We start from the raw sequence: 19828 nt of genomic DNA on the forward strand, positions 1-19828 counted from the left end.
TATTTGTTTATGATGTAAAGTAGCCGGTTAACTGGAAGCCGAGAAGTAAAAACCCAGCAGCCATAAGAGCTGTATTTGTAATTGTTGAAAATTTCATAAAACTGCGTTGCCTTCGCCAAACGGTTATAAGAATCAATACAATTGCCAATGCTATAAACTGACCTATTTCTACACCGATATTAAAACCAATTAGATTGGTAAAAAGGCCTTCCCGGTCAAACTTGAATTCTTGTAGTTTACTTGCAAGGCCAAAACCGTGAAACAATCCGAATATCAAAACTGCGGCTTTGGTATTGGGTTGTTTGCCGAAGAATCTTTTGAAACCACCTAAATTATCGAATCCTTTATACACGATAGAAAGGGCAATTATGGCATCGATAAGGTAGGCGTTAATTGTGATGTCACTTAAAACACCAAACAGTAAGGTGGTACTGTGCCCGATAGTAAAAAAACTAACATATAACAATACCTCCTTAGGCTTGTAGAGGAAGAAGATGACACCTACCAAAAATAGTAGATGGTCATAGCCAGTAATCATATGTTTCGCCCCTATATATAAGAATGGCCCAAAGGCAACACCATTATTTCCCAACAAAAATGTTTGGGTGTTTTCATCTACTCCGTGGGCAAATGCACTTGTACAAAGTGTGCAAACGAGAGTCAATACCAAGAAGGATATTATCTTTTTTATTTTCATAGTAAACTCGATTAAATCTCAATACAAATTATGATGTAATGAGATGTGAATATTAATGTGCGTGCCCGTGGGATTTAACCTGTTCTAAGCTATCCATTGTTTTTTTTCTTGCCAATTGAATGCTGTCCTGAATTCTTATCATTTCTGCATTGTTGTCCTTCGGAGTGTTTTTTTGGACCGCTGGAGAAGTCTCTTCCTTTTTTGTTTCCTTGCAGGATACTAAAAGTGTCATTGCAACTGCTGTGATAAAAAGTACTCTTTTCATAATGTATTGATTTAGATATTAGTGTTTATGAATTATTATTCTATGCTTTTAATTTGTATTGATTTGAAATTTTAGGCTTCTTTCTTGGTCTAAGAAACAGGAACACAATCAGTAACAGTGAAAGTGTAAGCATCCCACCATAGAGAAAATCCTTTTCAGGCACTTTGGTCCCGAGAAATCCTGCAATAGGATAAGAAATCGCCCACCACAAATGTGAAAAGGCAAAATGGGAACCATAGACTTTTCCCTGTTCCTCTCCAGAAATGTTTTCGCCAATAAGGGTTTCCGAAGGTATCTCTGCCAAACTTTGACCCAATCCGGCAAGGACCCAAAACACAAGAAGTAGGGAAAAATTCAAGTAATTGGCAGCACTGATGGCGAGGCCTAGTACCAAAGCTCCAACTATTAGGGAAACCTGTCTGGATTTGGTCTTATCCACAGCTCCTGAAACAAATGCAGCCACCGCAGCACCAATCCCGAATGCGGCCATAGTCCAACCGTATTCCTTATCAGTTAGGTTCAACTCACCCTTTATTAAAACAATGGTATTGACCAGTATAAAGGCACCAGCCATTGCCGAAACTAGTTCTATGAAAAGAGCAAATCGAATGTATCTGTTACCAAATAAAAGTTTAATGCCTTTGGTAACCTCCTGCCAGGTTGTCGGGTGTTTTTTTGAAATATGTTCTTCTGGAGCATTTAGAAACTCTTTTGGGAGGGTCAAGAGCAAAATACCTGCTATTATAAATGTAGCCGCATCGACCAGAAATATTTCCCTGGCACCCAGCCATACGGCCAGTATCCCTGCTAATCCAGGCCCCAAAATACCCAAAATCTGATAAGTGGCAGCCGACAATCCAATTGCTTCCCGATATAACTTTTTGTCTACAACTTGCGGTATTACCGAGCGGTAAGTAGGACTGAAAAAAGCATTGAACACATTCATCAAAAATACCAAGGCATAAATTTGCCATTCTGCGGTAACGAATGGCAGTAAGGCCACAAGACCCATTCTAATAAAGTGGGTAACGTACAAAATCTTTTTTCGGTCAATCCGGTCTGCAAGAACACCTGCAAAAGGAGAGAATATGATAAAGGCTGTTACCCGCAAGGTGAGGGCCGTGGCTAAAATTACCGCAGCCCTTTCTTCCCCAAATTGATATGCCAACAAGGCCAAACCTACCCAGGTAATGGCGTCCCCCAATAAGCTAATGGTTTGTGCCAAGTATAACTTGGCGAATAATTTATTGTGCAGGGCCTGAAAAGGTTCTGTTAAGTTGGATAAAGCCTTGTTCATTTTTATTTTTAAAATTTTTGAATTGCCTTTTAAAATGAAATTATTCTTCCTCAGAATTGCGCAATGCCGACAAGATGGAATAAGCGTTCTTTGTTACAGGCTTTAAATTATCGACATCAGCACTTTCGGCAAACGTTATGGCCGTGTAGCCTTCCTGCTCGATTCCTTTTTTAACCTGTTCCAGTCTAAATGTATAACCGCTATCAGAGGTTTCGGTCTGGAAGATTACATAATCCTTTCCTTCATACTGGACTATTGCTTCTGAAGGAACGGCATTTTGTTTATTGGTGCCGCTTTCAACCCAGGCTTTTACATACATACCCGGTAAAATCCCATTTTCGTCCCCCTTTATGATATGACAGTGTACCGGTGTTATCCGGTCGTTGCCTGTAGCCTTTCCAATTAAAAAGACCTCTGCGGTACGATCGAACTCATTTTCATTGGCAAGTGAAAATTTAACGGTTTGCCCCATTTCTATTTTTTCCAAATCTTTTTCAAAGGCATTCAAGGCTAAATGGATGTCGTCCAAATTAACCAGTTCAAAAAGTACATCTTGCGGTGAAACATAATCGCCAATATTTACATAGCTCTCTTTTACATAGCCGCTAATGGGTGCATACAGGTTGGCAGTTCGTGTTATATTCCCGTTTTGTACTGAATTTTTACTGATTCCTATCAAGGCGAGCTGTTGTTCGTAAGCATTGACACGGCCTTGCATCACTTTATAATCAGAGGAAACTTCCTGAAAGGTTTTTGCTGAATTGATATCTTCTTCCCTTAATTGCTTTTGACGGTTGAATTCTTCTTCAAGAAATTCGAGTTTGCCCAAACTTTCCAAGTAGTCCTGTTGGATTTGGATAAATTCAGGATTTTCAATGGTGGCCAACACCTGTCCTTTTTTAATCTCTTCCCCGGGTAATCTTCCTGCGGTTTTTAAATACCCTCCTAAAGGTGCAGATACAGAAGCCATACTTTTTGGCTCCACATCAACAACACCATTAAGTTTAACAATGTTGCTAAGATTTCTCATCTCAATCTCCCCGGTCTCTATCCCTGCTAAATTGTATTGGTCTTTGGTAAAAGTGATTTGCTTCGAACCGTTGGGAATTGATTGCTCTTCTTTAGTAGAAGCTGAGGAAGAATCCATCTTTTCAGAATCGTTGTTTCCGCACGCCACCATAATTAGGGTACTTAAAATGAGTAGCGCATTTTTTGTATTGAATTGAATTTTCATTTTTTTATATTTAGTATGATGACATTTATTTAAAGGCCCAGTAAAGCTTCTATTACTATGATGGACTGATTATATTGATAAAGGGTGTTTAGATAGTCTGTGCGAATATCATTGGCCAAAGTGAGGTTTTGCAAGTATTGTGCATAGGAAACATTTCCACTTTTAAAGCTCTTTTCCGAATTATCAATAATAAGTTCGGCTTGTGGCAATGCTTCATTTTGATAATAATTTAAAGTGCCCTGAAGTTTATAGTATTCCTGTAGTAAATTTTGCAATTCCCCTTCCAATTGAGTCTGGTTGAGTTCAATTTTGGACTGAGCAATATCCTCTTCAATTTTGGCGGCTTTTATTTTTGAACGGTGCCCACTTGGAAATATAGGGATGGCGAGTCCAACTTGAAAGAAGGAGAACCGGTCATCTGAATTCAAACTTTCGTTTGTTCCACTCATAGTTTGAATTCCGTTAAAGGTTTGGCTATTATAACCGAACATTAAATCCGGTAGCATTTTATTCCTTTCCACATTGGTCTCCCGTTTCCTTACTTCTAACTGTTGTTTTAAGTAGACATATAATGGACTTTTCTTAATAGATTGACTTTCAATATCCAATTCTATGTCACGGGGTAACAGTTCCTCATCGGAGACACTAATGTTATCTTCAGTATTTAAAATCACTTGTAATCGCTTTTTGGCGATTTTCAAATCGGCCTCGTTTTGTTGAAGCTTGTTTTTTATCTGCATTGATTTTGTCGCAGAGGTAACGCTTTCCAGTTTTGTGGATTCGCCCGTTTCATAACGTCTCGAACTGGATCTTTCAAGATTGCTAAACAAACTGTCTTGGCGTTGCAACAAGCGTTCGTTCTCCACTAAGAATACGTACCTCAAATAAGCCGATTTTACATCGGCAATCAGATCATTTTTTTCTATAGCCTTAAGTTGTTCACTACTTTTTACCTTGGCCTTAGCTAATTTGAATTGACTGCTATAAACCGTAGGGAAATTAATCCGCTGTGAAACTCCATATAGGTTATCCTTTATATTAGGTGTATTAAACTCTCCATTTGAATAGGTGAATTCTGTTTTGGGAATGGTAATTGCACCATACTTTCCGGTTTTCTCAACATCTATCTCATATTGTGCAATTTTGATACGATTGTTGTTTTGAAGTGCAATTTCAATGGCCTGCTCCAAGGTAAGTGTGCGTTCTTGAGCTCGATTTATTTCTTGCGCCTGAAGCTGCGTCGCCGGAAAGAAAAGCCCGCCAATTAATATTAAAGTAGTGGCTACTTTTTTTCTTTTAAAACTGAATTTAACCTTACCTTCAGTAAAATATATGTACAGTACAGGGAGTACGATAAGGGTCAGTGCAGTAGCAGTTATCAATCCACCTATAACAACTGTAGCAAGCGGTCGTTGAACTTCCGCACCTGAAGATGTAGCCAATGCCATAGGTAAGAAACCTAGGGCAGCAACTGTTGCTGTCATCAATACTGGTCTTAGTCTAACACTAGTCCCTTTAAGGACACGTTCATAAGTATCTGTTATCCCCTGACTTTTGAGCCTATTAAATTCTGCGATAAGAACTATTCCGTTCAAAACTGCAATTCCGAACAAAGCGATAAAACCAACACCAGCAGAAATACTAAATGGCATTCCACGAATAAGTAGTGCAAAAACACCTCCAATAGCAGATAGCGGAATGGCTGTAAAGATGAGTAAGCTTTGTTTTAGTGAACCAAAAGCAAAATACAATAGAATTAAGATTAGTAATAAAGCTACAGGCAACGCAATCATTAATCTTTGATTTGCTTCTTTTAAGTTTTGAAATTGACCTCCATAAGTAACATAATAGCCAGAAGGCATATTTACATTTTTAGACATAATCTGTTTTATGTCGTCTATAATACTTTGCACATCCCTTTCACGTACATTAAAACCAATAGTAACGCGTCGCTTAGCATTGTCGCGTTGTATTTGAACTGGGCCGGGTTCAAAAGATATTTTGGCTACTTCACTAAGAGGAATCTGTTGGCCTTCAGGAGTACCTATGTACAGATTCTCAACATCAGTTATGTCGCTGCGACTTTCTTCCTGCAAGCGCACGACAAGATCAAAGCGCCTTTCTCCCTCAAACACCATTCCCGCTGCTTTTCCTGCAAACCCGGTTTCTATCGCGTTGTTTATAGTTTCTACGTTCAGTCCATATTGGGCGATTTTATCTCTGTTCAGTTGAATGTTGATTTGAGGTAATCCTGTAATCTCTTCAACATATAAATCATTAACCCCTTCAACAGGTCTTATTTTCTGTCCAACTTCATTTGCTAAGTCTGATAATGTTGACAAATCTTCCCCATATATCTTTAACACCACATCTTGTTTTGCACCAGTCAATAATTCATTAAAACGCATTTGTATAGGTTGCTGAAAACTAAAAGTAGCGTTCGGAATTACTGATAGGGATTCTTGCATTTCGGCTATTAGTCCTTCTCGGTCTTCAGCAGCGGTCCATTGGTCTTTTGGAGTAAGAATTACCATCATATCTCCAGCTTCGATGGGCATAGGATCAGTTGGTATTTCACCTGAACCGATCTTATTGACTACTTGTGTGACCTCGTCTGGATATTCATTAAGCAAAATTGTCTGCGCTTTTTGAGAAACATCCAACATCTGATTAATAGAACTCCCAACGGGCACTCTAGTTTCAACTGCGAAATCCCCTTCATCAAGTTGAGGAATAAACTCACTGCCCATATTAGAAAAAACAATTATTGTCACAATAAATAACCCTATGGCCAATCCGATTACTAGGAGTTTTGTACGAAGAGCTGCTTCTATTATAGGTTTATATACACGTTGAAAGAAATCCATTAATTTGTCAGAAAAATTTCTTTTATGTTCCGTTTTCCTCCCTAAAGCAAGAGCAGACATCATAGGTACATATGTGAGTGATAATATTAAAGCCCCCAAAATTGCAAACATTACCGTTTGTGCCATTGGGTGGAACATTTTTCCCGAAACACCAGTCAATGCTAAAATGGGTAAATAAACAATAAGGATTATAATCTGTCCAAATGCGGCAGAATTCATCATTTTACCAGCAGATTCTTTAACTTCTATATCCATCTGGTTTGATGATAACTTGGTTACTCCTTTATATTTCTTTTTGCTCGAATGTATTCCAAACATTACGGATTCTACTATAATTACTGCCCCATCTACTATTAACCCAAAGTCAATGGCTCCCAAACTCATAAGATTGCCCGAAACTCCAAATAAATTCATCATTACGATTGCAAAGAGCATTGAAAGTGGTATTACCGATGCTACGATTAGTCCACCTCTCAGATTTCCTAAAAAGAGAATTAAAACGAAAATTACTATAAGAGCACCCTCTGTAAGGTTTTTAGTTACTGTTCCTATGGCTCTATCTACAAGATTTTTTCTATCTAAATATGGCTCGATAGTTACCCCCTCAGGTAGGGTTTCCTTTATTTGCTCAATTTTATCTTTAACTCTATTGATGACCGCTGAAGAGTTTGCGCCCTTTAACATCATCACGATTCCTGTAACTACTTCACCTTCTCCATTACGTGTTGCAGCACCATAGCGAATACCGTGTCCAAACTGTACTTTAGCAACATCACGTATAAGTATAGGAGTCCCATTATTTTCTTTAACTACAATTTTTTCGAGCTCTTGAAGATTGTTTACGAGTCCTTCACTACGTATAAAATAAGCATTGGGACCTTTATCTATGTATGCACCACCTGTATTTTGGTTGTTTTTTTCAAGTGCGGCAAATATATCTTGAATGGTTATATCCATACTTTGAAGTTTGTTGGGATCAATGGCTATTTCATATTGTTTCACAAATCCTCCAAAACCACTAACTTCCGCAACTCCTGGTGTTCCTAATAACTGACGTTTAATAATCCAGTCTTGTATTGTTCGGAGTTCGGTTGCATCATATTGATCTTCGTAGCCTTTTTCTGGATGAACCACATATTGGTAAATTTCACCTAGTCCCGTTGTGACCGGAGCCATTTCAGGTTTTCCAACACCTTCAGGAATTTCATCTGCTGCAGATGATAAACGCTCTTGAACTTGTTGTCGTGCCCAATAGAGATCGGTTTTTTCCTCAAATACAATGGTTACAATGGAAAGTCCAAAACGGGAAAAGGAGCGCATATCCTTTATGTCAGGAATACTTACCATAGTTTGCTCGACAGGAAATGTCACAAGTTGTTCCACTTCTTGAGCAGCTAGTGTTGGGGAAACGGTTATTACCATTACCTGGTTATCAGTAATATCAGGTACAGCATCTATGGGGAGTTTTGTAAGAGAATAGGTTCCCCAGCCTATTAGGAATAGGGTTAATATTCCAATAACAAGTTTATTGTTAATGGAAAATCGAATGATTTTATCTAACATTATAATTGAACAAGTTAAAAATGAAAAAAAGAAAATGGGATTCACTAAGCACCAATTTTATACACTTGTTAGGAGGAAGTGTAATATTTAGAACTTAAGATGAATACGAGAAATGCTACAACAAAAGATTATTGCATAGCTATGGTGTAACAAGCGTTAATATCAAACTCGATTAAAAGCCTGAATAACAGTTGCGACCTTAAGGAATTAACAAGAAGGAGGTCCCCGAAGGGTGTGGGAGGATAATGTTGAAAAATATGGAATTAAAGGATAATCCCGAAAGCGTTGTTTTTCAAAATTTGCGTGCCAGATAAATTGATTGTCGATATCAATTATCAAAGCGGCATTTTGGAGAATCTTTGTTTTAAAATTAAGGTGCTTGGTAGCACCTGTTACATATTTTAAAGTCCTTTCATTTGAAGAATGCTGAAAGTGTTCAAATATATGGCTTAGCTCTGAATGTTCTTGAGCTATTTGTTGAGAATCTGCTGTTAAAGCAATAGAAAAAGAAATCTGTTCGCCATCTGGTGATACGTCAGTATGAGGTACGATATCGTGACCTATCATAATGAAGGCTGCGGTAAAGAACAGTATATTTCTAAATAGCTTCAAAAAATAATAATAAAAATTAGGGACAAATATAGTTATTTTGTTTCGTGTGACAAATTTTTAATGGGTATGATTAGTAATGAACATATGGCTATATAACAGTAATAAAAATAATAGTAGCACGAAAATAACAATTGCCACAATAAAGAAAGTTTTTAAAGCTTTATACTTTTTTCTGATTTCTGTTTCTGAATATTTTTTATTTCTTTCTTGTTTGCGCCTATTTTTGCGGTTTTCTGACATAAATATTGATATATAAGTAATTTCTAACGTAAAGATGAAAAAGGGAAAATGCTATGGCAAAAGATTGTTGCATAGCTAAGGTATAGCAAGCATCAATGTCAAACTCGATTAAAGCTTGAATGACAGTTATCACCTTAAGGAATTAACAAGAAGGAGGTCCCCGAAAGGTATAGGAGGATAATGTTGAAAAGTATGGAATTAAAGGATAATACCGAAAGCGTTGTTTTTCAAAATTTGCGTGCCAAATAAATTGATGGTCTATATCAACTATCAAAGCGCTATTTTGAAGGATCTTTGTTTTAAAATCAAGGTGCTTGGTCGCACTTGTCACATATTTTAGAGTCCTTTCATTTGAAGAATGCTGAAAGTGCTCAAATATATGGTTTAACTCTGAATGTTCTATGGCTATTTGCTGAGAAACTTCTGTCCGGAGCAATAGAAAAAGAAATCTGTTCGCCATCCGGTGATATGTCGGTATGAGGCACGATATCATGACCTATCATAATGAAGGCTGCGGTAAAGAACAGTATATTTCTAAATAATTTCAAAAATTGCTTCTAAATTATTTTGCGAAAATAGCGATAAGTTTTTTCTTAAAAAAATATAAAAAACCATAAGTGAGAAATATTAGCATAAACATCGCTTTTTAGTTTATCTGAATTTTATTTCTATAATTGCTCAAATAATATAGCATCATAAGAATCCCAAGTAAGACCAATTGAGATATTAAACTTTCCAATGTAGGATAGACACCCAACCAATCTATTTTAGGGGAAACAGGGAGACCTGTTACAGAAAGCCAGCCAGCTTCTTGAATGGCGTGAATACCTTTACCTATTAGAATTACCGCCAATAGGGTAATTACCCACGAGGAATATCTAAAAAGTTGCCGGACCGGTATTTTTTTTGAATATTTTAGAAAAAGAAACGCGAGCAGGCCTATCAAGGCAAAAGCCGCCAGCACCCCAAACCCGATGGATGATTGATCGCCAGATTGGGTTTCCAAACCAATGGCCTGTAAAAAAAGGATCGATTCAAAAGCTTCCCGGAAAACGACCATAAATGAAAAGAATGCCAGCCCGATCATTTTTTCACCCTTCAATTGTGCCCCGACCTTTTTTTCAATAAACTCTTTCCATTTTTTGGAATGGGAATAGTTGTGAAGCCAAAAACCGACAAAGGCGAGGACAATAACCGCTACCAATGAAATCATTCCCTCCATTATTTCCCTATTCTGACCACTTATGCCAATAATCCAATCTGAAAGGAACCATCCTGCTACACCCATTAAAATAGCGGTAATCCATCCACGGTGAATATAGGGCAGGGCTTTTTTAGCCTTTGGTGTTCTACGTATCAGTGCCAAGATAAGTGCAATGATCAAAAAAGCTTCCAGTCCCTCACGCAGCATTATGGATGCCGCCAAAAAGAAAGAAAGCCAATAGTTGAGCTTTTCATCTTTCATCATTTTTTCGGCGCGGTCAATAGTTGAGAGGGCACTATTTATTTTATATTCGACCTCACTTGAATTTTTGCCTTGTTCAATGACCTGCCTAACATCCATCATTTTTTGCTCCAATTGGGAAGTAAATTTAGGATCATTGGCTTTTAGGCGTATCTCGACGGGTTCAATCCCTTCTAAATAGGCTGCCAACGCTTTTTGACGGGCCTCATCTTTATTGCCATTTTTATAATTGGAAAATGCTTGATGAAGATAATCCCTCGCAACAGTCAAACTGGATTGCGATAGTTCTCCTGAAGGGGAAAAAAACCTCAATGCCTTTAGCTTTTTTTGTCCCTGTATATTCGAACCGAGTTTTTTGATTAATTGATTATCCGATAGCGTGGCAACATCCTTTAGTGAAGTTTTCCCATATTGCTGATTGAATATTTTTTTCAGGGATACAGAATCTATTTCTTGTTTTTGAAACCGTAATGATTTGACATAAAAGGCCAAATCCCAGGCTTCTTTATCGGATAGTTCCGTAAACGCCTGCATCGCTGTTCCTTCCACGCCCAGTTTGACCGTATTATAGGCTTCAAATGGGGACAGGCCTGCCATAAGGGAATCATTCAAAAAATTTGCGGGGGCTGGTTTTAACCCATTGGCCAAAGTTCCGTTTCCACCGCCTTTTGGTCCGTGGCATTGAACACAGTTCTGCGTATATAGTTTTTGACCATTTGCCGCGTCCGGCCAATTTAAGGGGGCAACTTCATAGCCGGTCGTTTTAATGATCGCCCATTTTACTTTTTCTGCTAAGTCCTTAATTTTTTTACTGGAAGCTTTATCCCGAACAAGGATTTTTAAATCATTTAAATCAGAAAGGATAGATTGCCCTGATCTGGATGGTAATTTTATTTTTTGTGTTAAGTTAAAAATCTTTGCGCTAAACTCCTGCATTTCGGCATATTCTGCCTTGTCGATTACTTTTCCTTCCCTCACGGCCATTGGATAATCTTTTGAAAGATAATCCAAAAGATGGATTACACTTTGGATATTACTATCCTTTTCCTTTGCAGAAATTTGAAGAGAAGAAAAGAATATAAAAATATATAGGACGTATGATGGTATGGAATACAAATACAATTTCATTAAGAAATTTTAAAAACAATTATTATTTAGACTAAATATAAACAAAAGCGTCGTATTTTGAAAACAACTAAACTTTATGTAATTTTTTTTTTTAAAAATCAACATTTACAAAACCCTATAAAGTTTTTCTTTTTACCTTAATAACCTCAAACCGCTAAGTATCACCAATACCGTACTTCCCTCGTGCCCGATTACACCTTCCGGCAAATTTATAATACCACCAATAAAATTTAAAGTAATAAGGGTAAGTGCCACGCCAATGGCAAAAATCACATTCTGTTTGATAATCCTGTTTGTTCTTTTGCCTAAAGAAATGGCAAATGGAATTCTCTCAATATCATCGGCCATTAAAATAACATCGGCAGTTTCTATTGCTATATCTGTGCCCGCGGCCCCCATAGCGATACCTACGGATGCGGCCGCCAAGGCGGGTGCATCATTGACCCCATCCCCGACCATTGCGACCTTGCCATATTTGGCGGTCATTTTTTTGATAAAATCAACCTTGTCTTCGGGTAAAAGACCTGAATAAATTTCTTCTATTCCAGTGCTTTCCCCAATGTTCTTTGCAGTTCTCTCATTATCGCCCGTTAAGAGCGCTACACGGATATTCATATTTTTTAATTCCTCGATTACCCTTCTCGCTTCAAGCCGTACTTGGTCGAAAATTGAAACCATTCCAATAAGATTATGACCGTTAGATACAAATATGATTGTTCTTCCTTGTTGTTCAAGCTTAAGGGCCAAATCTTCCTGTTCTTTGGTAAGGACTATATTGTTTAACATATCCCTTTTACCAACCTTATAACTGATTCCATTTAAAGTGCCCTGCACCCCCATACCCTTAAAAGACCGTAAGTTTATGGAATGCTCCAGTTCAATATTCTTATTTAGGGCGTGTTGCACGATGGACTTTGCAATGGGATGTTCGGATAAAGCTTCTATGGAAGCCGTTGTTTTCAACAATTCCATTTCAGAATAATTTTCGAATGAAATTATGTCCTGCACAACGGGTTCTCCATAGGTGAGGGTTCCCGTTTTGTCGAATATTACCGCCTTGACCCCTGCAATATTTTCAAGGTGCGCACCACCTTTGAACAAAACCCTTTTCCTGGATGCATTGGAAATTGCAGACAATATGGCCGGCATAATAGAGGATACCAATGCACAGGGCGAAGCCACCACCAAAAAGATCATTGCCCTATAAATTGTTTCCTTCCACGACCAATGTATTATAAAAGGAGGGGCGATCATTAGGATTATTGCCGTAATGACAACGATTTTTGCATAGATACTTTCAAATTTTTCAACGAAAAGCTGGTTGGGTGGTTTTTCGTTTTTAGCTTCCTGCACCAAGTGGATTATTTTTGAAAGCATCGTTTCTTCTGCTTGCTTGGTCACTTTAACCTCTATGCCACCGTAACCGTTCACAGTCCCAGAGAAAACTTCATCATTAACCGTTTTATCCACGGGAACGGATTCCCCGGTTATGGTAGCTTGATAAATTGCGGAATATCCTTGGGTAATAATACCGTCGGCAGCAATACGCTCCCCGGGTTTAATTAGAATGGTATCCCCTTTCTTTAACTCTTCTGCTTTGACCTCTACTTGTTTCCCATTCCTTAATAGAACCGCCTTTTCCGGACGAAGGTCCAGAATGGACCGAATATCTTTGTTCGTCCGTTCCATTGTATATCCTTCAAGCGTGCCACTCAAGGAAAAAATAAAAATTAAAATAGCCCCATCCATCCAATACCCAATTGCAGCAGCTCCTATTGCAGCAATTACCATTAGCAAGTCAACATCAAGGTCTTTTTCTTTGAATAGAGTACTGATGCCTTCAACCGCTTTTTGGTAACCACCAACAATATATGCAAACAGGAAGAGGATAATTTCAACAAATGTATAATCATTTATTCGCGCCAAGTATGCCAGGACAATAAATAGAAGACAAAATGAAGTAACGATTGCCGCCCCGTGACTTTCCCATAAACCAAATGAAAAACCCTTATTGGGCTTATGATTACTTTTCGTGATCATCGATTTTGATATAAATGAATTGATTCCACAAAAATATTTTATTAATCCCGAAATTATTAGGTAAAAAAACGACTTTTTTAAGTACCTTAGCGCAATGAATTCCAATCATATTTATACAGATATAAAAATTTCCACTAAGACAATCCATTCGAATGCGTCAAGATCGCATAAGCATAATTATTTTGAATTGATTTATGTATTGGAAGGAAAAGGTGTTCACATAATCAATAAAAATCACTATGATTTCTCAAAAGGAAATCTGTTTTTATTAACACCAGAGGATATACATAATTTCGATGTTAAGGAAACAACTACCTTCTGTTTCATAGATTTTACCGAAAGTTTTTTTGTCGAGAACCCAAAGAAGAAAAGTGGTAAAGCAGAATTAAGCGGGTTTTTTAAGAAACTGGAGTATGTTTTTCATAATCACCATAACACAAATGGAAATATTATTACGGGAAATGATGAATTGATCTATGAAGTACTCATTAATAAGCTAATTGATGAAGAACAAAATAACCGACAATACAAGCATATTATAGTTCAAAATATCGTTTTTTTACTACTTAATCTTGTAGCAAGAAATATTCAAGAAAATATTATCGTCCACTCTCAATTAGAGAATCCAAAAAACAAGGTTTATGAAATCATTACTTATATCCAACAAAACATCTATGAAAAAGATCTTATTAAGATAAAACCCTTAGCAACTCATTTCAATAAATCGCCTGATCATTTGGGAAGGTATTTTAAACGAGAGACCGGCAGAACAATTAAGAATTATATAAACGATTATAAAACCGAGCTTATAAAAACAAGGTTAAAGTACAGCAATTTAAGTATTTCAGAAATTGCTGATGAGCTGAATTTTACAGACGGTAGTCATCTTAACAAAATTTTCAAAAGGGCTTATGGCAAAACAGCATATCAGTTCAAGGAAAGCATTGATTAAATAAAGCGTCAATAGATAAAACAATCAATTGAGCCAATTCCGATGAAAGCTTCAATGCTTATGAATATTACCTTTCAGCACAAAAAAGTAGAACAATAAAGGCTACGATTATCAGAAGGACTAAGGCAATTATGCCTTTTACCCTATCACTATTTGTGATTTCGTCCTTAGTTGGTTTTTGAACTTTTTTCTTTCATCCGTTTCTGAGGCTTTGAGACATTTTTTATTTATTTCCAATTCATTTTCTGTAAAAGTATCGCATTCAGTATGGCAAGAAAGGCTGCGCCAACATCGGCAAAAACGGCCTCCCACATTGTTGCCATCCCAAAGGCACCTAAGACCATAACGGCGATTTTAACCCCGAATGCCAAACCGATATTCTGCCAAACTATTTGTCTGGTCGAACGGCCTATTTTTATTGCCCTTGCGATTTTGGAGGGTTGGTCGGTCTGGATGATGACATCGGCGGTCTCAATGGCTACATCGCTGCCCAAACCGCCCATAGCCATACCTACATCACTCGTGGCCAAAACGGGGGCATCGTTGATACCGCTATAAATAAATTAAGCATATTCAACTATTTCAATATTTGAAAAAAATTATGAAAGATCCAAAAAACCAATCAACACCCGTAATAGAATGATCATACCCCCAATTATCCAGTTATTTTTTTTTGTTCCATTTATACCCCTTTACTATTAACAAACACTCTGTTTTTACACCTTTGGGAATTAGACTTACGGCGAAATAAGTATCTATCGGGAAAAAGTCGGGAATCAGATCAATGGGACTTAGCGTATACCCAATATCGAAAAAAATTAAAACTTTGGCGGACCAAAGAGTTCTTCTGTCTTTGTAGGCCAAATGCAACATCACCAGTTGCTGCTTTAGTTTTTTTTGCCCAGACTTTTAATTTTTTCATAATACATTGAGACTGTTCTAAATACTTATGGAATCCTGCACAAAGGGGATGCCAAATAGAATTTGATCCTATTTATTGTTTTTTTAGTTTAAGATATTCATATATCTTTGTTTTCACGAATAAAATTGGTGCAAAGGTTACCTATTCGGTTACCTAATTTTATTGAATTAATATAAGTGTCTGGTTATTAAAATATTGTCTAGTGGCAAGTTAGTTCTGCCACCCCGACGAACCTAGAAATAGGTCACAATAAAACACTGTTAATCATTTGATTTTCAGTGTTTTTTGTTTTTTATGCATTCAATTGATTTCATTTAAAACCAAATAAAAGGTGTGCAATTCGGTGTACAACGATTAATCCGGAATGTACTAACTTTAAAGGACTTTAGGGTACGATTTGACTTTCGTCTTTACAATTTATTGTTTAACCAAAGTCATGTACAATGAAATCAAAACACACTTTCACCGTAATTTTCTTTACCAGAAAATCAAGAAGCGTCCCAAACCAATTATCCATCTATGTTCGAATTACTGTGGATGGTCAAAGGTCTGAGATAAGCCTAAAAAGAAGCATTCCCTCCAAGGAGTGGGACAGTTCACGGAACCGGGGCAGGGGAGGTTCACAGAGAATAAGGGTATTGAACGCCTATTTGGAGAGTGCTTATAGTGGACTGTTGGACTGCCATAAAGAGCTTTTGGAAGGGAACAGGGTCGTTTCATCAGATGCCATTAAGTCCCGTTATCTTGGAGAGGATGACAACAGCAAGACCTTAAGAGAACTTATCAAGTACCATAATGAGAATATGTCAGTTGTCCTAAAAGAAGGGACGATGAAGAACTATTATACGACGGAAAAGTATCTGAACAGGTTTTTAGCCAAGAAAAGAAAGGTCAACGATATCCGCCTAAAACAGTTGAACTATGTCTTTGTAACGGATTTTGAACATTTTTTGCGCAATTACAGAGATTCTAAGAAGAATTTATCATTGGGCAACAATGGTGTGATGAAACATCTTGAAAGGTTCAAGAAGATGCTCAACCTTGCCGTTAAATTGGAATGGATGGACAAGAACCCGTTCAACCAGTTCCAGTTGAAATATAACAAATATGACAGGCAGTTTCTGGACGAAGAGGAACTGGAGCAATTGGAAAGCACTGAACTGGGGAACGAACGTTTGGATCGGATAAGGGACTGTTTTATATTTTCATGCTATACAGGCCTTTCCTATGTGGATGTCAAGGAGCTGAACGGTGACAATATCGTAAAGGGAATCGACGGGAACCTTTGGATAAGTACCAGGCGTGAAAAAACGGACAAGCCCGTTAAGGTACCATTGCTCCCAAAGGCACGGGAAATATTGGAAAAATATATGCAATGTCCGGAAATGGAAAATAAAGAAAACCTGTTGCCCATTAGTTCCAATCAAAAGACCAATGCCTATTTAAAGGAAATAGCGGACTCCTGTGAAATCTATAAAAACCTGACCTTTCATGTGGCACGACATACCTTTGCCACTACAGTAATGCTCTCCAACGGTGTGCCCATCGAAACGGTATCCAAGCTTCTTGGGCATACCAAACTGTCTACCACACAGATTTATGCCAGGGTCGTGGAATCCAAGATAAGTGAGGACATTGGAAATCTTTTGATCAGGTTCAAGGAAAAGGCAACCAAAAAAAGTGCAGCTACTTAACTAAGAAGGGAGCGTATTTTTCGCTCCCTTTCCTTATTTATATAACTGAAATCAAACTTTAAAAAAAGCGAACGAAGCAGAGCAAAGTGCTGCAAGCCCCAAATCTTACCGAAACAAATTTACTGAGCGAGGCAGGATGTCTCTACTTTATCTGCTTTTGTACCATGAAAGTAGGTTTGACTGTAGCCTTACCCTTCTTAGGACATCGCTAAATTCATAAAAATATCATTATTGTTTTGCTTTTCTCCTGCCATATTTTATTGATTTTCTTTTTTCTTAGAAATCTATACTTTTACAACGGTTACTTGTGCTATTGTGTACAGTTTTTTTTACGATTAAATTGTATATCCGTCTGCCCTTTGCGGATATTTACATAAGCCCAAGGCACACCCTCAGCTATGTTTTGTTCGGTAAAGAATTCGAAAAACAACACTTTACCTTCATTAAATAAATTCTCTTTCAGATAATTAATTAAAGTTTCTAATTCCGACTTATTTAATTCTTGTTTCAATAATACTTTAAACTCTCCTATTCCACCATAGTTGAACATTTTACTTTTCAAGATTTCAAATTCGATAATCTTCCCATTAGAAATAGTAATTGGTAATTGCTGTAAATACTTAGATTCATGAGAATTATCTGACTCAAGTTTTACTGCTTTAAAAGAATAGCTGTTCTTTTCTAGTTCAATTTGATAGAATTGAATTCCTCTTGATTTAAAAAGGTTTATAATTTTACTTTTATCTGATTCATTGATTTTTAAACCAAAATAGATTGATTTCAGGGCTTTATGATAATAGGAATTAAGTCCAATTTTACTAGTTACAATTCGATGTTCTTGCTCATATTCCCACCTTTTTGATTTATGAAAAGCGAACTTTTTTATATAGTTGTTTTGTTTGTTTTTTATAATGTCCAAAAAACCAATGCTAGGAGGCTTTTTTGAATATATGGGGAAGCGTTAAAAACCAGGATTGCCGAGGAGCGAAGGCGAGAACTGGCCTTGGAAGGTAATGGGGTATATGACTACATCAGAACAGGGAAGGATATCGTTAGGCCTGAAAGCGACCATGTGAATACCGGTGTCAACGTGAGCAATTTGGATATATCGGCCACATCCCCCAAAACCATATATCCAATACCGGCCAGTGAAGTTGAGGCCTCAGGTATGGAACAGACCATTGGGTATGATTAAACTTGGCTTAAGTCAATAAAAAAGAACAGCGGTGTCCATATCCCCGCTGTTTTTGATTTCATTGCCCTAAAAAGGACTCAGGGGTTGGTTCGAAAACGCTTCAAGATCCACATAAGCGGTTTCGATTTCGGAAGTGCCGTCCCCGACGTTTGTCCAAGCAAACAATAACTTGTTTCCCAAAAGTTCCATTTGAGGGAACCCAGAACTTCTGGACAAATCCATTTCACTGATAAGGACCGGCTCAAATTTGTTTCCGAATTTGTTTACTTTCATTGCCTTTAGGTAGGTGGTGTCATCTGCGGTCTCCATCCAACTCACTATGGCGTTTTCTTGGTCGGTCAATACAATGTCGACCCTTCCAAGCGCACCTTGGTTACTGATTAAAATAGGATTTAGAAAGTCCGCTCCTGCATTTTCGGAAAAGGTCACCATCACTTTTGCTTCATCATTTGCCGCCGTAAACCATGCCACGGCCACATCATTTCCTTCTGCATCGACTTTTGGCCCGTTCACGGGACATCCATTTATTACCCAACCATCATTATGGATGAACTTAGGCGTGGTCCAATTGCCATCCACCAATCTGGTAATGGCAATATCCCTTATTTCTTCATCTGTCCTGTCCCTATAAACCACTATGGGACCATTGCTTGTCATGGCCGCAGTAGTTTGGCAGCAACTACAGGTCTTACCGTCCAAAAGTATGTCCTCTACAACAGTTCCGTTCTTATCGATTTCGGCCGCCCTTATGCTCATGGTTCCCTGATGGTTCATATGTCCTGAATCCATTTTGGAGCCGACTGCCATGTTTCTTCCATCCAACCAAGTAATAAAGAAGGAATCTTCCTTGTAGGGAAGAAGTGTCACAAAACCATGCTCGGTCTTGGTGCCATCCATATGAAGTGGCAATTCGGTTTTCCATAAGGTGTCATTTTTTTTCAACAGGTTGAGCTTAATGTCATAAGCAAAGGTCTCATTTGATGATTTCTTAAGGAAATGAGCCAGAAGAGTACCATTGTTTTCGGTGATCATTGGATAATCTGCCCAATTGACGAACCAATTGTGTCCTTTGATGATTTCATTTGGGCTGCTCCATTTATCATCTTCAAGTGTGGCATAATTGAACTGGGTTGTGGAGTCGTTTACTTTTTCCACCCATGATATCAATGTTGTGCCATTGTTTGAAACCAGATGGGGAAGCGAAATATTCTTTCCATGACCAAAAGGAATTTTATGGACAATTGTACGGTCATCCAATTTCTTCTTCTCTTTTTGATTTGGATTACATGAAACAAGGCCAATGATTATCAATGATAACAAACAAAATGCGGAAAACTTCTTTTTCATTGTAACAATTTGGTCAAGACTTTTTAGCGATTGTCCTCAGAAAAAGTTGGGGTTGACCCTTAACTTGTTCTCGATTTACAAAAATATAATTCTATTTGCCCTGAGACCAGATTATAATCATTTAAAATTTTATTTTAAGTAAAAGCACATTGTTTTAATGACTACTCTTTTTGCTGTAGACATAGCTTAATAGGTAAAGTTTTAAATAAGACTCTGTTCTTTTCTTTATAACCGGCGAATTTCTTCGAGGCTAAGAAAATACATTTTAAAAACAAATCCAGATACTTGATTTTAGATAAATCCATATATT

At 37.5% G+C, this 19828-nt stretch carries 14 protein-coding genes and 1 pseudogene; 3 read left to right on the forward strand and 12 right to left on the reverse strand.

Annotated features, from left to right (window positions below; all coding sequences use genetic code 11):
- Positions 1 to 7: 7 nt before the first annotated feature.
- From CJ263_RS15960 to CJ263_RS16005, 8 genes are all read right to left on the reverse strand, one after another.
- On the reverse strand, positions 8 to 697 hold the full coding sequence (locus CJ263_RS15960; RefSeq protein ID WP_094998190.1) for a HupE/UreJ family protein: 690 nt from the start codon (positions 695 to 697) through the stop codon (positions 8 to 10).
- Between the two features lie 52 nt (positions 698 to 749).
- On the reverse strand, positions 750 to 962 hold the full coding sequence (locus tag CJ263_RS15965) for a hypothetical protein (protein ID WP_094998191.1): 213 nt from the start codon (positions 960 to 962) through the stop codon (positions 750 to 752).
- Positions 963 to 1002: 40 nt separating this feature from the next.
- A complete protein-coding gene (locus CJ263_RS15970; RefSeq protein ID WP_094998192.1) occupies positions 1003 to 2259 on the reverse strand; it encodes an MFS transporter in 1257 nt (418 codons plus the stop codon).
- A gap of 40 nt (positions 2260 to 2299) precedes the next feature.
- Positions 2300 to 3493: an efflux RND transporter periplasmic adaptor subunit gene (locus tag CJ263_RS15975; protein WP_094998193.1), complete on the reverse strand. Its 1194-nt coding sequence runs from the start codon at positions 3491 to 3493 to the stop codon at positions 2300 to 2302.
- 29 nt (positions 3494 to 3522) lie between these two features.
- On the reverse strand, positions 3523 to 7923 hold the full coding sequence (locus tag CJ263_RS15980) for a CusA/CzcA family heavy metal efflux RND transporter (RefSeq protein WP_094998194.1): 4401 nt from the start codon (positions 7921 to 7923) through the stop codon (positions 3523 to 3525).
- Between the two features lie 207 nt (positions 7924 to 8130).
- Positions 8131 to 8535, reverse strand: a complete 405-nt coding sequence (locus CJ263_RS15985; protein WP_229702474.1) for a hypothetical protein — start codon at positions 8533 to 8535, stop codon at positions 8131 to 8133.
- A gap of 886 nt (positions 8536 to 9421) precedes the next feature.
- On the reverse strand, positions 9422 to 11368 hold the full coding sequence (locus CJ263_RS16000) for an FTR1 family protein (protein WP_094998197.1): 1947 nt from the start codon (positions 11366 to 11368) through the stop codon (positions 9422 to 9424).
- A gap of 132 nt (positions 11369 to 11500) precedes the next feature.
- A complete protein-coding gene (locus CJ263_RS16005; RefSeq protein ID WP_094998198.1) occupies positions 11501 to 13408 on the reverse strand; it encodes a heavy metal translocating P-type ATPase in 1908 nt (635 codons plus the stop codon).
- A gap of 94 nt (positions 13409 to 13502) precedes the next feature.
- Here CJ263_RS16005 and CJ263_RS16010 point away from each other — a divergent pair, with 94 nt between their 5' ends.
- Positions 13503 to 14360 carry an AraC family transcriptional regulator gene (locus CJ263_RS16010; protein WP_094998199.1) on the forward strand — a complete coding sequence of 286 codons (858 nt, stop codon included), beginning with the start codon at positions 13503 to 13505 and terminating at the stop codon, positions 14358 to 14360.
- 227 nt (positions 14361 to 14587) lie between these two features.
- Here CJ263_RS16010 and CJ263_RS16015 read toward each other — a convergent pair.
- Positions 14588 to 14923: pseudogene (locus CJ263_RS16015) on the reverse strand (heavy metal translocating P-type ATPase); the annotation flags it as partial.
- A gap of 100 nt (positions 14924 to 15023) precedes the next feature.
- Positions 15024 to 15233: a YkvA family protein gene (locus tag CJ263_RS21480; RefSeq protein ID WP_094998200.1), complete on the reverse strand. Its 210-nt coding sequence runs from the start codon at positions 15231 to 15233 to the stop codon at positions 15024 to 15026.
- Between the two features lie 492 nt (positions 15234 to 15725).
- Between CJ263_RS21480 and CJ263_RS16025 the strand changes: the two genes are divergently transcribed.
- Positions 15726 to 16976 (forward strand): site-specific integrase, encoded by a 1251-nt coding sequence (locus tag CJ263_RS16025; protein ID WP_094998201.1) that lies wholly within the window; start codon positions 15726 to 15728, stop codon positions 16974 to 16976.
- A 310-nt stretch (positions 16977 to 17286) separates the two neighbouring features.
- On the opposite strand, the gene CJ263_RS16030 is transcribed toward CJ263_RS16025, so the two are convergent.
- Entirely contained in the window at positions 17287 to 17895 is a 609-nt protein-coding gene (locus CJ263_RS16030) for a hypothetical protein (protein ID WP_094998202.1), read from the reverse strand.
- Between the two features lie 84 nt (positions 17896 to 17979).
- Here CJ263_RS16030 and CJ263_RS16035 point away from each other — a divergent pair, with 84 nt between their 5' ends.
- A complete protein-coding gene (locus tag CJ263_RS16035) occupies positions 17980 to 18171 on the forward strand; it encodes a hypothetical protein (protein ID WP_094998203.1) in 192 nt (63 codons plus the stop codon).
- A gap of 66 nt (positions 18172 to 18237) precedes the next feature.
- Here CJ263_RS16035 and CJ263_RS16040 read toward each other — a convergent pair whose 3' ends face one another.
- Complete coding sequence (locus CJ263_RS16040) at positions 18238 to 19518, reverse strand: hypothetical protein (protein WP_094998204.1); 1281 nt, start codon at positions 19516 to 19518, stop codon at positions 18238 to 18240.
- Positions 19519 to 19828: the final 310 nt, after the last annotated feature.

Origin of the sequence: Maribacter cobaltidurans, assembly GCF_002269385.1 — a bacterium.
Lineage (GTDB): Bacteria > Bacteroidota > Bacteroidia > Flavobacteriales > Flavobacteriaceae > Maribacter > Maribacter cobaltidurans.

Bases quoted from the DNA above. Each gene is read 5' to 3' on its own strand.
- CJ263_RS15960 (WP_094998190.1), bottom strand. From the start codon at position 697: ATGAAAATAAAAAAGATAATATCCTTCTTGGTATTGACTCTCGTTTGC.
- CJ263_RS16005 (WP_094998198.1), bottom strand. From the start codon at position 13,408: ATGATCACGAAAAGTAATCATAAGCCCAATAAGGGTTTTTCATTTGGT.
- CJ263_RS16010 (WP_094998199.1), top strand. From the start codon at position 13,503: ATGAATTCCAATCATATTTATACAGATATAAAAATTTCCACTAAGACA.
- CJ263_RS15970 (WP_094998192.1), bottom strand. From the start codon at position 2,259: ATGAACAAGGCTTTATCCAACTTAACAGAACCTTTTCAGGCCCTGCAC.
- CJ263_RS16000 (WP_094998197.1), bottom strand. From the start codon at position 11,368: ATGAAATTGTATTTGTATTCCATACCATCATACGTCCTATATATTTTT.
- CJ263_RS15975 (WP_094998193.1), bottom strand. From the start codon at position 3,493: ATGAAAATTCAATTCAATACAAAAAATGCGCTACTCATTTTAAGTACC.
- CJ263_RS21480 (WP_094998200.1), bottom strand. From the start codon at position 15,233: ATGTTGCATTTGGCCTACAAAGACAGAAGAACTCTTTGGTCCGCCAAA.
- CJ263_RS15965 (WP_094998191.1), bottom strand. From the start codon at position 962: ATGAAAAGAGTACTTTTTATCACAGCAGTTGCAATGACACTTTTAGTA.
- CJ263_RS16025 (WP_094998201.1), top strand. From the start codon at position 15,726: ATGAAATCAAAACACACTTTCACCGTAATTTTCTTTACCAGAAAATCA.
- CJ263_RS16040 (WP_094998204.1), bottom strand. From the start codon at position 19,518: ATGAAAAAGAAGTTTTCCGCATTTTGTTTGTTATCATTGATAATCATT.
- CJ263_RS15980 (WP_094998194.1), bottom strand. From the start codon at position 7,923: ATGTTAGATAAAATCATTCGATTTTCCATTAACAATAAACTTGTTATT.